The organism is Croceibacterium selenioxidans, assembly GCF_018599195.1.
In the GTDB taxonomy this organism is placed as follows: Bacteria; Pseudomonadota; Alphaproteobacteria; order Sphingomonadales; family Sphingomonadaceae; genus Croceibacterium_A; species Croceibacterium_A selenioxidans.
In genome coordinates, this window is record NZ_JAHFVK010000001.1 from 1,284,654 (window position 1) to 1,299,087 (window position 14,434).

At 62.2% G+C, this 14,434-nt stretch carries 13 protein-coding genes; 7 read left to right on the top strand and 6 right to left on the bottom strand.

Features of this window, described 5'->3' with window-relative positions; genetic code table 11:
- Window positions 1–23 precede the first annotated feature (23 nt).
- Genes KK137_RS06230 through KK137_RS06240 form a run of 3 tightly spaced genes read right to left on the bottom strand, consistent with a single transcriptional unit; the run spans window position 24 to window position 2,254 of the window.
- Window positions 24–299 (bottom strand): hypothetical protein, encoded by a 276-nt coding sequence (locus tag KK137_RS06230; protein ID WP_214535296.1) that lies wholly within the window; start codon window positions 297–299, stop codon window positions 24–26.
- Between the two features lie 46 nt (window positions 300–345).
- On the bottom strand, window positions 346–1,020 hold the full coding sequence (locus tag KK137_RS06235) for an ABC transporter ATP-binding protein (protein WP_214535297.1): 675 nt from the start codon (window positions 1,018–1,020) through the stop codon (window positions 346–348).
- Window positions 1,013–2,254 (bottom strand): lipoprotein-releasing ABC transporter permease subunit, encoded by a 1,242-nt coding sequence (locus KK137_RS06240; protein WP_214535298.1) that lies wholly within the window; start codon window positions 2,252–2,254, stop codon window positions 1,013–1,015. The genes KK137_RS06235 and KK137_RS06240 overlap by 8 nt, the downstream gene beginning before the upstream one ends.
- A gap of 158 nt (window positions 2,255–2,412) precedes the next feature.
- On the opposite strand from KK137_RS06240, the gene KK137_RS06245 reads away from it, so the two are divergent.
- Genes KK137_RS06245 through KK137_RS06255 form a run of 3 tightly spaced genes read left to right on the top strand, consistent with a single transcriptional unit; the run spans window position 2,413 to window position 4,957 of the window.
- Window positions 2,413–3,834 (top strand): cytochrome ubiquinol oxidase subunit I, encoded by a 1,422-nt coding sequence (locus tag KK137_RS06245; protein ID WP_214535299.1) that lies wholly within the window; start codon window positions 2,413–2,415, stop codon window positions 3,832–3,834.
- Window positions 3,831–4,829 carry a cytochrome d ubiquinol oxidase subunit II gene (gene cydB, locus KK137_RS06250; RefSeq protein ID WP_250893604.1) on the top strand — a complete coding sequence of 333 codons (999 nt, stop codon included), beginning with the start codon at window positions 3,831–3,833 and terminating at the stop codon, window positions 4,827–4,829. Before KK137_RS06245 ends, cydB begins: the two co-directional genes overlap by 4 nt.
- On the top strand, window positions 4,829–4,957 hold the full coding sequence (locus tag KK137_RS06255) for a DUF2474 domain-containing protein (RefSeq protein ID WP_214535300.1): 129 nt from the start codon (window positions 4,829–4,831) through the stop codon (window positions 4,955–4,957). Before cydB ends, KK137_RS06255 begins: the two co-directional genes overlap by 1 nt.
- Before the next feature lie 3 nt (window positions 4,958–4,960).
- Here KK137_RS06255 and KK137_RS06260 read toward each other — a convergent pair whose 3' ends face one another.
- Window positions 4,961–6,394 (bottom strand): aldehyde dehydrogenase family protein, encoded by a 1,434-nt coding sequence (locus KK137_RS06260; protein ID WP_214536029.1) that lies wholly within the window; start codon window positions 6,392–6,394, stop codon window positions 4,961–4,963.
- A 333-nt stretch (window positions 6,395–6,727) separates the two neighbouring features.
- Between KK137_RS06260 and KK137_RS06265 the strand changes: the two genes are divergently transcribed.
- Complete coding sequence (locus tag KK137_RS06265; RefSeq protein ID WP_214535301.1) at window positions 6,728–6,916, top strand: hypothetical protein; 189 nt, start codon at window positions 6,728–6,730, stop codon at window positions 6,914–6,916.
- Window positions 6,917–6,924: 8 nt separating this feature from the next.
- On the opposite strand, the gene recG is transcribed toward KK137_RS06265, so the two are convergent.
- On the bottom strand, window positions 6,925–8,991 hold the full coding sequence (gene recG / locus KK137_RS06270) for an ATP-dependent DNA helicase RecG (RefSeq protein WP_214535302.1): 2,067 nt from the start codon (window positions 8,989–8,991) through the stop codon (window positions 6,925–6,927).
- Window positions 8,992–9,122: 131 nt separating this feature from the next.
- Here recG and KK137_RS06275 point away from each other — a divergent pair, with 131 nt between their 5' ends.
- The 3 genes from KK137_RS06275 (at window position 9,123) to mfd (ending at window position 13,649) form a co-directional block, all read left to right on the top strand.
- The gene (locus KK137_RS06275) at window positions 9,123–9,635 is read left to right on the top strand and encodes a hemerythrin domain-containing protein (protein ID WP_214536030.1); all 513 of its coding nucleotides are present in this window, start codon (window positions 9,123–9,125) and stop codon (window positions 9,633–9,635) included.
- 126 nt (window positions 9,636–9,761) lie between these two features.
- Complete coding sequence (locus KK137_RS06280; RefSeq protein WP_214535303.1) at window positions 9,762–10,025, top strand: succinate dehydrogenase assembly factor 2; 264 nt, start codon at window positions 9,762–9,764, stop codon at window positions 10,023–10,025.
- A gap of 132 nt (window positions 10,026–10,157) precedes the next feature.
- A complete protein-coding gene (gene mfd / locus KK137_RS06285; protein ID WP_214535304.1) occupies window positions 10,158–13,649 on the top strand; it encodes a transcription-repair coupling factor in 3,492 nt (1,163 codons plus the stop codon).
- Here mfd and KK137_RS06290 read toward each other — a convergent pair.
- Complete coding sequence (locus KK137_RS06290) at window positions 13,612–14,433, bottom strand: EAL domain-containing protein (protein ID WP_214535305.1); 822 nt, start codon at window positions 14,431–14,433, stop codon at window positions 13,612–13,614. The genes mfd and KK137_RS06290 overlap by 38 nt on opposite strands.
- Window position 14,434: the final 1 nt, after the last annotated feature.

A 14,434-nucleotide genomic window follows, 5' to 3' on the forward strand; every position in this document is an offset into this window, starting at 1 on the left:
CTGTCCCCCGGTATGCACCGATCCTAGCCGGGAAAATCGGGCCTCGCGGCGAGAGACAAGATTTCACCGATGCCAATCCGATGATCGCCCATGATCTGAATCACGTATCGGCCCTGCTGGTCAGCCGGCATCCGGCGGATTAGACCCACCATTTCACCCAGGCCGCCGCGATAGAGCGCCTTCATACCGTCGAGCACCCCTCCGCCGTCATCCTTAAAATGGATCGAGGCACGGCTTTCCCAGTCGACACCCTCGCCCTTCGTGGTGAAGGCGCGGAACGTGCTCGGATGATCGGTCATGATACGCTCCCTTTTAAGATCAACGACGATCCGGGGCGATTGGTTTCTATTCGAGGACGCCCTCGTGGATCCTCACTACCCTGTCCATGCGTTGAGCGAGCCGCTCGTTATGGGTTGCAACGAGTGCCGCACTGCCTTGCCCGCGAACAAGCTCCAGGAACTCGTGGAGAACCTTATCGCTGGTCACTTCGTCGAGATTGCCCGTGGGCTCGTCGGCGAGCACCAGTAGCGGCCGGTTGGCTAAGGCGCGAGCCACGGCAACGCGTTGCTGCTCTCCGCCGGACAGCTGGCTCGGCCGATGGGTCATACGGTGTTCAAGGCCGAGAGCGCTGAGCAAGGCCTGGGCGCGAACGACCGTCTCCGAGCGCTCAATGCCGCGGACCAGCTGGGGCAGCATCACATTTTCCTGCGCCGAAAAGTCCGGCAGGAGATGATGGAACTGATAGACGAACCCAAGATGGTTGCGACGCAACGCTGTCCGATCTCCGGATGCAAGGCCAGTCGCGTCGACCCCGGCGAGTTCGATCTTGCCGCCAAAACCTCCTTCCAGAAGGCCCACCGCCTGCAACAGAGTCGATTTTCCGGTTCCAGAAGGACCGAGCAAGGCGACAATCTCACCCGGCATGATGGTGAGGTTCACGCCGCGAAGCACGTCGATGCGCACTCCGCCCTGCTCGAAGGAGCGAGTCAGACCAGTCAGACGGACCACCGGCTCACTCATAACGAAGCACCTGTACGGGATCGGTGCCGGCCGCGCGATAGGCCGGATAGAGCGTGGCGAGGAAACTGAGGCCCATCGCCATGAGGCAAATCAGCAGCACCTCGAACGGATCGGTCTTGGCAGGCAGTTCGCTGAGGAAACGGATTGAGGGATCCCAAAGGTTTTGGCCCGTCACGAGCTCGATCCCCTTTACGATCGGTTGGCGGAACAACAGCACGATGAAGCCCAGGACGAGACCCGCCAAAGTGCCGACCGCGCCGATAACCGAGCCTGTCGTCACGAAGATTTTGAGCAGGCTCTTCCGCGTCGCCCCCATCGTGCGCAGGATCGCGATGTCGCGCGTCTTGGAGCGGACCAACATGACCAGCGAGGAGAGAATGTTAAATGCCGCGACGAGCACGATGATCGAGAGCGCGAAGAACATCGCCACACGCTCCACCTGCAAGGCTTCGAACAACTGCGCGTTGATCGTCTTCCAGTCGGTCACCACGGCTTGGCCCTGCAACTTTTGCGCGATCGGCGCGAGGATCTCACCGACGCGATCGGCATCGCTTGTCTTGACCTCGATCAGCTCGATGGAATTTCCGGTCAGCAGTAATGTTTGTGCGTTGGGTATCGGCATGACGACATAGGATTCGTCGTAATCGTAGACGCCGATCTCGAAAATCGCGCCGACGGTGTAACCAACCTGCCGTGGCATGGTGCCAAACGGGGTCGATCGGCCTTGCGGATTGATCAACGTGATGACGTCGCCAACCCGCGCACCGAGATTCATCGCCAGACGCGAACCAATCGCCACCTTGTCGTTGCCCCGCTGCAGCGAAGAGATGTCGCCCATCAACACGTTCGGCTTGAACTTGGCGATGTCTTCGGGCGTGTTTCCGCGCAAGAGCACGCCTTCGACCCGGCCATTGAAGGTCACCATCAAGGGTTGGTCGACCAGCGGAGAGGCCGACGTGACGCCAGGCGTCTTGCGCACGTCCTCGAGCACCTGTTCCCAGTTCTCAAGCCGACCGCCGTAGGCCTGAATGATGGCATGTCCATTGAGGCCGACGATCTTATCCAGCAACTCTGCGCGGAAGCCGTTCATCACGCTCATCACGATCACCAGCATGGCGACCGACAGCATGACGACGCCGATGCTGATCGAGGCCACGAGCGCGATCACCGCCTCGCCACGCCCGGGCAACATGTAACGCTTGGCGATGGTCCATTCGAAGGGGGAGAGGATCAAGGAGCGCGCTTTGCCTTGTTAGGTCTGCGGGCGGTGTAGGAGTCTCCGCCCAAGGAGGCAACCACCATCGAGGTAGGTAATTTCCGAGGCGTTTCCTGCAACACCCGTTGCGTTCGCGGAATTTGCCCATCTACGACATCGGGGCTATGGAGCCGCTCATGTTCGAGAACGCAGACGCCCTGCTGCTCGCGCGGTTCCAGTTCGCCTTCACGGTGAGCTTTCATTTCATCTTTCCGGCATTTTCGATCGGGCTGGCCAGCTATCTGGCAGTGCTCGAAGGTCTTTGGCTGAAAACCGGGAAGCCGCTTTACCTCGACCTGTTCAAATACTGGCTCAAGATCTTCGCCATTACCTTCGCGATGGGCGTCGTGTCTGGCATCGTCATGTCTTACCAGTTCGGCACCAACTGGGCGGTATTCTCCGACAGGGCCGGCCCGGTGATCGGCCCGTTGATGGCTTACGAAGTCCTGACGGCCTTCTTCCTCGAAGCGGGCTTCCTTGGCGTGATGCTGTTCGGAATGGAGAAAGTCGGCAAGAAGCTGCACTTCGCCGCGACCTGCATGGTCGCGCTCGGCACGGCGGTCTCGGCCTTCTGGATCCTTAGCGTCAACAGCTGGATGCAGACGCCCGTGGGCCATGAGTTTGGGGCCAACGGTCAGTTCTTGCCGGGCCCAAGCTGGTGGACGATCGTGTTCAATCCCAGCTTCCCCTACCGTCTGGTTCACACCGTGATTGCTGCCTACCTGACGACGGCGATGGTGGTCGGCGCTGTCGGCGCCTGGCACCTGCTCCGCGACCGGAGCAATGCCCATGCCCGAAAGATGTTCTCGATGGCGATGTGGATGGCCGCGCTTGTGGCGCCGGTACAGATCTTCGCGGGAGACATGCACGGGCTCAACACGCTGGAGCATCAACCGGTAAAGGTCATGGCTATGGAAGGACACTTCCAGAGCCATCCTGACGGTGCACCCCTGATCCTGTTCGGTATTCCCGACAGCCAGGCAAACGTGATCCACTATGCGATCGAGATACCCAAGGCTTCTTCGCTGATCCTCAAGCACTCCCTCGATGCCCCTTTGGCAGGGCTCGATACGGTGCCGGAAGACTTACACCCGTCTGTGGGAATCGTCTTCTGGTCGTTCCGGATCATGGTGGGGATCGGACTTGGGATGCTCGGACTTGGGCTGTGGAGCCTGCTCGCCCGTTGGCGAGGCAAGCTCTATGATTGGCCATGGCTCCATCGCGCCGCACTAGTGATGGGTCCGAGCGGGTTCGTCGCCGTGATCGCTGGATGGGTCACGACCGAAGTCGGCCGCCAGCCCTGGACGGTCTACGGCTTGCTTCGCACGGCCGATTCGGTTTCGCCGCTCGACGCGCCTGCCGTCGGCCTATCGCTGCTGGCGTTCGTCGTGGTCTATTTCACCGTTTTCGGGGTTGGGACCTGGTACATACTGCGCCTGATGAACGCTGCTCCCCATTCGCATGAGGAAGGGCTCGAACACGAACCCGCCCCCGTGCGCACCGCCGGCATCACGCCCGCCGCGGGACAGCTTACAGCTGACGACAGGGAGGGCGCATGATGGATCTCACGGTGATCTGGGCGATCATCATCGCTTTCGCGGTCTTCGCTTACGTGGTGATGGACGGCTTCGACCTAGGCATTGGCATCCTCTTCCCCAGCTTCAAGCCGGGCACCGAACGCGATCAGGCCATGAACTCGATCGCGCCGGTGTGGGACGGCAACGAGACCTGGCTGGTACTCGGCGGAGGCGGACTGCTGGCCGCGTTTCCCCTCGCCTATGCCGTAATCCTCCCTGCGACCTATCCGCTGATAATCGCCATGCTGCTCGCCCTGGTCTTCCGCGGCGTGGCGTTCGAGTTCCGCTGGCGCGATCCAGCGCATCGGCCGTTCTGGGACATGGCTTTCTTCGGGGGCTCGCTCGTTGCGGCGATGGCACAGGGGATGACGCTGGGTGCCTTGCTCCAGGGCATCGAAGTTGTCGACCGCGCCTACGCGGGAAGCTGGTGGGACTGGCTCACGCCCTACACCCTTTTGGCCGGCCTCGGGGTGACGGCAGGCTACGCTTTGCTCGGTGCCTGTTGGCTGGTATGGAAAATCCGTGGCAGCGGCCAGGACCATGCCTATCGCCTCGCCATTGGAGCCGCGGTGGCTACGCTGGTGCTCCTCGTGGCCATCAGCCTTTATACCCCCTTCGTCGAGGCGCAGTATTTCCGGCGCTGGTTCACCATGCCGAACATTCTCTTTGCCAGCCAAGTGCCCTTGCTGACCGCCATCATTTCCTTCTTGCTGTTCCGGGGCCTGCTGAAACGCCAGGAAGCCATGCCGTTCCTGCTGTCACTGGCGATCTTCCTGCTCGGCATGATCGGCCTGGCAATCTCGATGTGGCCCTACGTCGTGCCCGACTCCCTTACGATCTGGGACGCCGCTGCGCCGCATCGGAGCCAAGTGTTCATGCTGATCGGCGTGGGTCTGACCATGCCGCTGATCCTGGCGTACACCGGTTGGGCCTACTGGGTGTTTCGCGGCAAGGTGGACGAGGCGGGCTACCACTGATGGACCCCGCGGGGCCCAAGGAAGCCCCCCTGTGGCAAAGGCTCCTGTGGATGGCGGCCATCTGGGGGGCCAGCGTCGCGGTGCTCGGCTTCGTCGCCTTCGTCATCCGCGCTTGGCTGGCCCCTTGAAGGTCAACCGATACCCGGAATTTCCCCGATCAGCGACTTCTTCTCCATGAACTCTTCGAGCCCAAACTTGCCGAACTCGCGGCCGTTGCCCGACTGCTTGTAGCCGCCGAACGGGCTGTTGAAGTCGAGCCCGCCCGAATTCACGAACACCGAGCCCGCTCGGATTTTGCGCGCGACCGGAGCTGCATCCGCCGGGTTGCCGGCGATATAGGCCCCTAGGCCATAGGGCGTGTCGTTGGCGATCTCGACCGCCTCGTCCACATCATTGTAGGGGATCACGACCAGGACCGGCCCGAAGATCTCTTCGCGAGCGACAGTCATGTCGTTGGTCACGTCTCGCAGCACCGTCGGCTGAACGTAGAAGCCCTTGTCCTTGCCCTGCGGACGGCCCGGGCCGCCGACGGCAACCTTGGCGCCTTCGGCGATACCCTTGTCGATCAGGCCCTGAATCTTCTCGAACTGGGACTTGTTGACCACCGGGCCGATGTGATCGCCCTCCTTGGCCGGGTCGTCCACGCTCTTGGCGCCGAAGATGTCGGCGAGCTTGTCGATCGCTTCGTCGTACTGGTCCTTGTGGACCAGGAATCGCGTCGGCGCGACGCAGGACTGGCCAGAGTTGAGCAGAATGCCCCCCGCCCCGCCGGGCAGTGCCACGTCGAGTGGTGTGCCGGGGAGAACGATGAAGGGCGACTTCCCGCCCAGTTCCTGGTGTACCCGCTTCACCGTGTCGGCCGCGTTCTTGGCCACCTGAATGCCCGCCCGGGTGGAGCCGGTGAAGCTGATCATGTCGATGTCGGGATGTTTGGCAAGTGCCGTGCCGACGCCCGGGCCATCACCCTGGACGAGATTGAACACGCCTACCGGAACGCCGGCCGCGTCAAGAATCTCGGCAAAGATCTGCGCACTGCCGGGGGTCTGTTCGCTCGGCTTGAGGATCACGCAATTGCCTGCTGCCAGGGCCGGAGCGACCTTGGCAACGATCTGGTTCATCGGCCAGTTCCACGGCGTGATCAGCGCAACGATACCGGCCGCTTCGTACAGCACGTGGTTCTTGCCGGTGTTCTCGACAAACTCGAAGTTCTTTAGCGCCTCGATGGTGGCCCCAAGATGCCCCAGGCCGGACCCCGACTGCGCCGTGCTCGCGATTGAAATCGGAGCGCCCATCTCTTCGCTGATTGCCTTGGCAATCTCGGGAACGCGCTTGGCATATTCGGCCTGAATCTTGCCGAGAAGCTCAAGCCGTTCTTCCTTGCTGCTTTGGGACCAGGCCGGAAACGCCTTCTTCGCCGCGGCCACGGCTTTATCGACGTCCTCGGGAGTTCCGAGCACGACTTCACTGACCGGTTCTTCGGTTGCGGGATTTACTACCACCTTGGTTTCGGAGCCGGTGCTCGGCACCCATTGGCCGCCGATGTAGTGCTTGAGATATTCGTGCATGGTGAACCCTCTCGATTCCGGAATTTCCTGGCGCGTCCCGATATGGGGAGCAGGTCCGGTTTCGCCACCCCGATCGGCCTCCCCGAGAGGTTTGGACGACAAAGCGTGGGCGTTCGCGCGCTGGTTGCCTTTCAGCGCCATCGTGCCGGTTTGAAGATTTCCACTTGGCACGGTTCGTCGGGGTGCAGCAGGACGAATTACCAACTGTTAAGAAGTCTATGCGATCTGGTGAACAAGTGTTTCGGAATATGGTGTGATTTCTATTACTGCCCGGAAGAGGAACTGACCGTGAAACTTGGTAGAATCATTCTTACATCACTCATGGCAGTCTCGATGACGAGCACGCCCGTCCTGGCGCAGGCCAAGACCGCCCCGACTGCGATGGCTCGCACTGGTTCCGAAGTTGCGGACAGCCACGCCTTCGCCGGTAGCACGATGCTTGTTGCGGTTGTCGTCATCGCCGGGCTGCTGTTTGGCCTTCTGCTCATCGACAGCGGCAGCGACACTCCTACCAGCCCCTGACCTCGGCCTCAGCCTCCGCGTAGGAGCTGGACACCCCAGTCTCGCTCGAACAGATAGAGCAGCACCCGCGCCGCCTCACCACGCACCGAGGCGAGGCCACGGTCGCGCTCCACAAGCAAGCGGGCATCGTCGCTGGCCATTGGCAGCAAGCGCTCGATCTGTTCGAGATCGGCAACGCGAAAGGGCGTGTCCCCGGACTGACGCGTTCCCAGCAACTCACCACCGCCACGCAAGCGCAAATCTTCTTCGGCAAGCCGGAAACCGTCCTGCGTTTCACGCATCAGGGCGAGTCGTTCGCGGCCCACATCGCTCAATTGCTCGCCCCGAAGAAGCAGGCAAACCGACTTTGCGCTCCCTCTGCCTACCCGGCCGCGAAGCTGGTGCAACTGGGCAAGACCGAAGCGCTCGGCCTGTTCGATTACCATGAGCGTGGCGTTCGGAACGTCCACCCCAACTTCGATTACTGTCGTTGCGACCAGCAACCGTGCCTCGCCGCACGCGAACCGCTCCATAGCGGCGTCCTTGAGTTCGGGCTTGAGTTGTCCGTGGACGAGCACCACCGCATCACCGAAACGCGCCTTCAACGACGTAAATCGGGCCTCAGCCGCGGCAAGGTCTTCCGTTTCGTGCTCGCTTCCTCGAACCATTGGGCAGACCCAATAGGCCTGCTGCCCGGTCTCGAGGTGCCGAGCGATGCCGTCGGCGACATCGGACAGCCGATCAATCGCAATCACCCGAGTGTCGATGGCCTGCCGACCGGGCGGCATCTCGTCGAGCCGGCTGACATCCATCTCGCCATACTGGGCCAGCGTGAGCGTGCGGGGAATGGGAGTCGCCGTCATGGCGAGGCAGTGGGGAGTTACGCGTCCCTTCTGCGTCAACATCAGTCGCTGGCCGACGCCGAAACGATGTTGCTCGTCGATCACTACAAGCGCCAGGTTCTTGTAGGACACTGTCTCCTGGAAGATGGCGTGGGTGCCGACGACGATGTCGATGCTCCCATCGACCAGCCCCATCAGGAGGGATTCCCGCGCCCGGCCTTTGTCGCGCCCCGTCAACAGAGCGATGTTCACGCCGGTCGGCCCTGCCATCTTCCTCAACGTATCGAAGTGCTGGCGCGCGAGAATTTCGGTGGGTGCCAGCATCGCGGCCTGGGCTCCCCCTTCGACCGCGATCAACATGGCTTCCAGTGCGACGACCGTCTTGCCCGCGCCGACATCACCCTGCAGCAGGCGCAGCATCGGGGATGTCTGTCCCAGGTCGCCTTCGATCTCGCTGATCGAGCGCCGTTGGGCGCCCGTCAGCGGGAACGGCAGCGACAGTTTGTCGCGCAACCGTCCATCACCGGTAAGTGGCTGCCCCCGACGCTTGCGGTTGTCGGCTCGAACCAGCATCAGTGCCAGGCTATTGGCCAGGAGTTCGTCGTAGGCGAGCCGATCTCGCGCCGCGGGGTTTTCACCGCGATGAGCCAGCGCCAGGGCATCGCGCCAGGCCGGCCACTTCTCGCGCTCAAGCAAGCCTGGCTCTATCCACTCCGGCAGTTCCGGGGCACGCTGAAGCGCCTGTTGGGCGAGATGGGCGACCTTGGGCTGGGTCAGTCCCTCGGCGAGCGGATAGACCGGCTCGACAAGGTGCCCGAGGAGCCCTGCGCTGTTCTCGGAAACGTGATCGGGATGAACGATCTGCAGCCACTGATCGTACTGCTCAAGCTTCCCGGCGATCCATCGCTTCTCGCCCGGCGGAAAGAGTTTCCTGGCGGTGTAGGAGGCCTTTCCGAAGTAGACCAGCGCACAGACATTACCCTTTGCGTCGCGGGCCATGACCCGATGGGGCGCCCGGCTGTTAGGGCTGGCACGATGCTCGACGACAGTAAGCGGCACAACGATCTGTTCGCCCACCTGCGCCTCGTCGAGATCGGCAACCGCGTGCCTTTGCACGAAGCGGTCGGGCAGATGATAGGCGAGGTCCCTCACCCGCGTCAGCCCGAGCTTTTCGAGCGGTTTCTTCAGCTTGGGCCCAACGCCCTCGAGGCTCTCGGTTTCGGCAAACAAGGGGTTGAGCATTTCTGGGCGCATGGTCCGCCTTCTCTATTCGCATTCCGCGCCACTCGAAAGGCTGCGGCTTAACTTGCCTTTAAAGGGGAACAGCCGCGCAGGTGGCGGATTGGGCAGTGGAAGACTTCGGGTTCGAAGCAGAGGAGTTTAGCATGGCGCAACAAGAGTTTTCCGACGCGATCGCATTGCTCAAAGCCGACCATCGCGTTGTTGAAGAGCTGTTTTCGAAATTTGAGAATGCCAGCGGCAATGGCAAGAAGCAGCAGATTGCCGAGCAAATCTGCGATGAACTCAAGATTCATACCTTGATCGAGGAAGAGATTTTCTACCCGGCCCTCCGTGGAAAGATCGAGGATGACTTGCTCGACGAAGCCTATGTCGAGCACGATGGCGCCAAAGTGCTGATCAACGACATCATGGCCGGGGGCTCTGATGACGAATTCTATGATGCCAAGGTTACGGTGCTGAGCGAAGAAATCGAGCACCACGTCAAGGAAGAGGAAGCGCCAAGCGAGGGTATGTTCTCGCAAGCCCGTAAGACGGACGTCGATCTCGTTGCGTTGCGGGACCAGATGATGACACGCAAAGAGGAGCTCAAGCAACTGGCCCAGAGCCGGGGCTTGCCTCCGGCAGAACCGGCTGTCGTCAACCCACGCGCCGCCTAAGCTTAAGCTGGCGGCACTTCGTGGAGGAGCGGCGAGACAATCCAGCGCGCCCTGCAGCCCTGGATTGTCTCGCTTCTTTTGTGCGCAGCGCTTGAGCTTGGGGTTTTCTCATCCTACCGGAGCCTCATGCCGGTCCTCTCCCCCCGTCTCGCCCGCGCCAAGTTCCGCGCCTGGCATCGCGGCACGCGTGAAGCGGACTATATATTCGGCGGCTTCTTCGACCGATATCACACCTCCTGGGACGAGACCGCGCTGGCCTGGTTCGAAGCGCTGCTCGATGAGGAAGACGTGGACGTGATGGCGTGGGCCCTGCAGTCGCAGTCCGCGCCAGAGCAGTTCGCCGGGGCGCAAATGCTTGCCCTGCAAAAGCTCGACTACGTAACCATATGACTTGCGCTCCGTTGTCCATCGCATAGGGCAGCGGCCATCAAAGACGACCCGGCAGCGCAGCTACGTCGAATGCGCGGCCGGGCTTTGCTGCGTGCCCGGAACTGACAGACCGCCGAAAGCTTGGACATCACAATGGCCGATTTCTCCCGCATTCTAGCCGCCAAACAGCCCTTGACGCTGACCTCCGTGGCTCGCGGATCGCAGCCTCTCGTCCTCGCAGACCTGGCTCGCGCAGCAAAGGGACGGGCGGTATTTGTGGCCCCGGACGAACAGGCGATGCGCGCGGTCACCGATGCCGCTCAATGGTTCGCGCCCGAGCTACAGGTGATCGAGTTCCCGGCCTGGGATTGCCTTCCCTACGACCGCGCCAGCCCTGCCCTCTCGGTCAGCTCACGGCGTCTTTCGGCCCTGCATCAGCTCCAGGCAGGCAAGACCGGCAGCCAGTTGCTCGTCACTACCGTGAACGCCCTGCTCCAGCGCGTCCTGACCCCCTTCCGGATCCGCGAGGCGGTTCGCGAACTCAAGCCCGGAGTCCAGATCGGCTACGAGAGCCTGACGGCGCTGCTTCAGCGGCAGGGCTACAGCCGCACCGACACCGTTATCGACACCGGGGAGTTCGCAGTACGCGGGTCGATATTCGACGTGTTCCCCGCCGGACTCGATCAAGGCCTTCGCCTCGACTTTTTTGGCGACGAACTTGAGTCGCTGCGCCTGTTCGATCCGAACACCCAACGCACCACCAGCCTCGTCGATAGCCACTTGCTCCTGCCCGCCAGCGAAGCTCTGATCGATGAGGACACGATCAAGCGCTTCCGCAGCAACTACCGCGAGCGCTTCGGCGCCAACGCCACGCAAGACCCGCTTTACCAGGCGGTGAGCGACGGCCGGCGTCTGGCGGGAATGGAGCATTGGCTGCCGATGTTCGAGGACAGGCTGGCGACGCTGTTCGATCACCTCTCGGCCGACGACCTGATTATAATCGACTCTTCCGCCGTTGCGGCAGGGGAAGAGCGACTGACCGATGTCGAGGACTACCACCGCCAGCGCATGGAGACCGCAGGCCAGGCGGCCGGAAGCTATCGCCCGCTGCCCGCGAACGCGCTCTATCTGACCCGTTCGGAGTTCGCCGAAGCGCTGGAGGCACGCCCGGTCCACCGCGCGGTGATCTTCGCCGAGCCGGAGAGCGCCAAGGTTATCGACTTTGGCTTCCGCTCTGCGCGTGACTTTACGCCCGAACGCTCGCAGGGCGTGAACGTATACGAAGCGGCAGCGGCCCATTTCAAGGCGTTGGGCAAGGCCGGCAAACGTCCGCTGTTCGCCGCATACTCTGAAGGTTCACGCAGCCGCATCGCCTCGATCCTGAGCGAGAGCGGCGCGGAGATGAAGCTCGCGGAAAGCTGGCAGGAAGCCCTTGGTCTGTCGGCCAAGGGCGCGTCGGTGGCGATGGTACTGCCGCTCGACACCGGTTTCTCCAACGACGAACTCGAACTCATCACCGAGCAGGACCTTCTCGGCGATCGTCTGGTGCGCCGGCGCAAGCGCAAGAAGGATGCCGACGCGTTCCTGGCCGAGCTTTCGGCGCTCAATCGCGGCGATCTCGTCGTCCATCTCGACCACGGTATCGGCAAATACCTCGGCCTCGAGCCGATCACCGTCGGCAAGAGCCAGCACGACTGCGTGATGCTGGAGTACGCCGGGGGCGACAAGCTCTACATCCCGGTAGAAAACATCGACGTCCTCAGTCGCTATGGCAGCGGCGAGGAAGGCGCGGTGCTCGACCGCCTCGGCGGCGAAGGCTGGCAGAAACGCAAGGCGAGGCTCAAGGAACGCATTCGCGAGATCGCCAACGAGCTGCTGCGCACGGCTGCCGCTCGAGCGCTGCGAAGGGCTCCCGTGCTCGAGCCCGAGGAAAATGCCTTCAACCAGTTCGTCGAACGCTTCCCCTGGCAGGAGACGGAGGATCAGGAACAAGCCATCGAGGACGTGTTGCGCGACCTATCCGAAGGCAAGCCCATGGACCGCCTCGTCTGTGGCGATGTCGGTTTCGGCAAGACCGAAGTTGCCCTGCGCGCCGCCTTCGTTGCGGCGATGAACGGTCAGCAGGTCGCCGTGGTTGCGCCGACGACCCTGCTCGCACGCCAGCACTACCAGGGCTTTGCCGAACGGTTCAACGGCTTTCCCCTGCGTGTCGGGCGCTTGTCTCGACTGGTTCCGGCCAATGAGACGAAGTCCACGCGCGAGGGCCTGTCCGACGGGACATTGGACGTTGTCGTGGGCACTCACGCGATTTTGTCCAAGACGACGAAGTTCAAGCGTCTTGGTCTGGTCGTCGTCGACGAGGAACAGCGCTTTGGCGTCGCCCACAAGGAAGCTCTAAAGCAGTTGCGTGCCGACGTTCACGTGCTGACACTCACCGCGACCCCAATCCCGCGCACCTTGCAAATGGCGATGAGCGGCTTGCGCGAGCTGTCCACCATCCAGACGCCCCCGGTCGACCGTCTCGCCGTGCGGACTTACGTGATGGAATGGGACGACATGGTGATGCGTGAGGCTCTGCTGCGCGAACATCACCGCGGGGGACAGAGCTTCATCGTCGTCCCCCGGATCGCCGACATGGAGCAGGTTGCCGAGTGGCTCCACAAGTACGTCCCCGAGATCAAGGCGGTGACCGCGCATGGTCAGATGTCACCCAGCGAAGTCGAGGAGCGCATGAGCGCCTTCTACGAGAAACGCTACGAAGTGCTGCTCTCGACCACGATCGTCGAAAGTGGCCTCGACATCCCGAGCGCCAATACGATCATTATCCATCGCGCCGACCGCTTCGGGCTCGCCCAACTTTATCAGCTGCGCGGCCGTGTCGGGCGGTCGAAGCTGCGCGCTTACGCCTATCTGACGACGCCGAAAGATCGGCAGCTATCGGAGGTGGCGGAGAAAAGGCTCAAGGTATTGGGCGACCTCGACAGCTTGGGCGCCGGCTTCCAGTTGGCCAGCCACGATCTCGACATTCGGGGCGCCGGCAATCTCCTGGGAGATGAGCAATCGGGCCACATTCGTGAGGTCGGCTTCGAGCTCTACCAATCGATGCTCGAGGACGCGATCCTGGCGGCCAAGGCCGGCGACGTGGGCCTCGAACGGGAACGTGAAGGACTGAGCCCGCAGATCACCGTCGACGCACCGATCATGATCCCGGACGACTATGTGCCCGACCTTGCCGTACGCATGGCCCTCTATCGCCGTCTCAACGATGCCAAGGACAAGGCGGAAATCGAGGCCATGGCCGCCGAAATGATCGATCGCTTCGGACCGTTGCCCGATGCCACCTCCAACCTGGTCAAGCTGATCGAGATCAAGCACCAGGCGATCGAAGCCTGCATCTCCAAGATCGAAGTCGGCGCGCGCGGCACGCTGGTCAGCTTCCACAACGACAGGTTCCCCGATCCCGTCGGCCTGATCGCCTACGTCGAGCGCCTGAAGGACACGGCGCGGCTGCGTCCTGACATGAAGCTCGTCATCAATCGGGCCTGGGGCGACCCGCAAAGCCGGCTGAATGGCCTGATCCAACTGACCAAGGGGCTAAGCGGGATCGTCAAGAAGGCGGCGAAGCGGGAAAAGGCTGTAGCCTAGCGAACTCTGCGAACTCTGCCGCCGTTAGCGGTTTGGCACGCAAAAAGCCCTGCCACGCCATACAGCCTTCACGGGCAATGGCATCCAGCTGCTCCTCCCGCTCGATTCCTTCGGCGATCACCTCCAGATCCAGCGCACTTGCCATAGCCAGGATGCCTCTCAGGACAGCCAGGTCTCGCGAACTCGTGTCGATTCCCTCGATCAAGCTGGCGTCGAGTTTGAGACTTTGTAGCGGCAAACGCTGGAGATAGCGGAAGTTGCAGAACCCGGCACCGAAATCGTCGAGCGCGATCCTGATGCCACGCTCGACCAGTTGCTGAAGTTGTAGGGCGGAGACTTCGAGATTGGCGACCAGCACCTGCTCGGTAATTTCGATGGTCAGCCTTTCGCAGGCAAATCCCGCCTCGGCGATTGTCGCTGCGAGAGAGTCGGCAAAGCTTGGATCTGCCAAGTCCGCCGCCGTGACATTGAGCGACATCCGCAATTCGGGATCCCAGCAGGCGGCCGCGGCCAGCGCCGTCTTGGCTACATGGCGCGACAAGGGCCCTACGATTCCGGCTCGCTCGGCCATTTCGAAAAGTTCTGCGCCGCCAATTACGACATGTTCGGGATGTTGCCATCGCGCGAGCGCCTCGGCCCCGATCAACTCGCCGCTAGCGGCAGCGAACACAGGCTGGAAAAGCACCTCGATCTCGCCGCGCTGCATCGCCGCCTCGATTGCGGCACCGGATTGCTGCGCCGCATCCTCGCGCCGGTCCGGCTTCTTTCGACGATCCTGTCCCAAG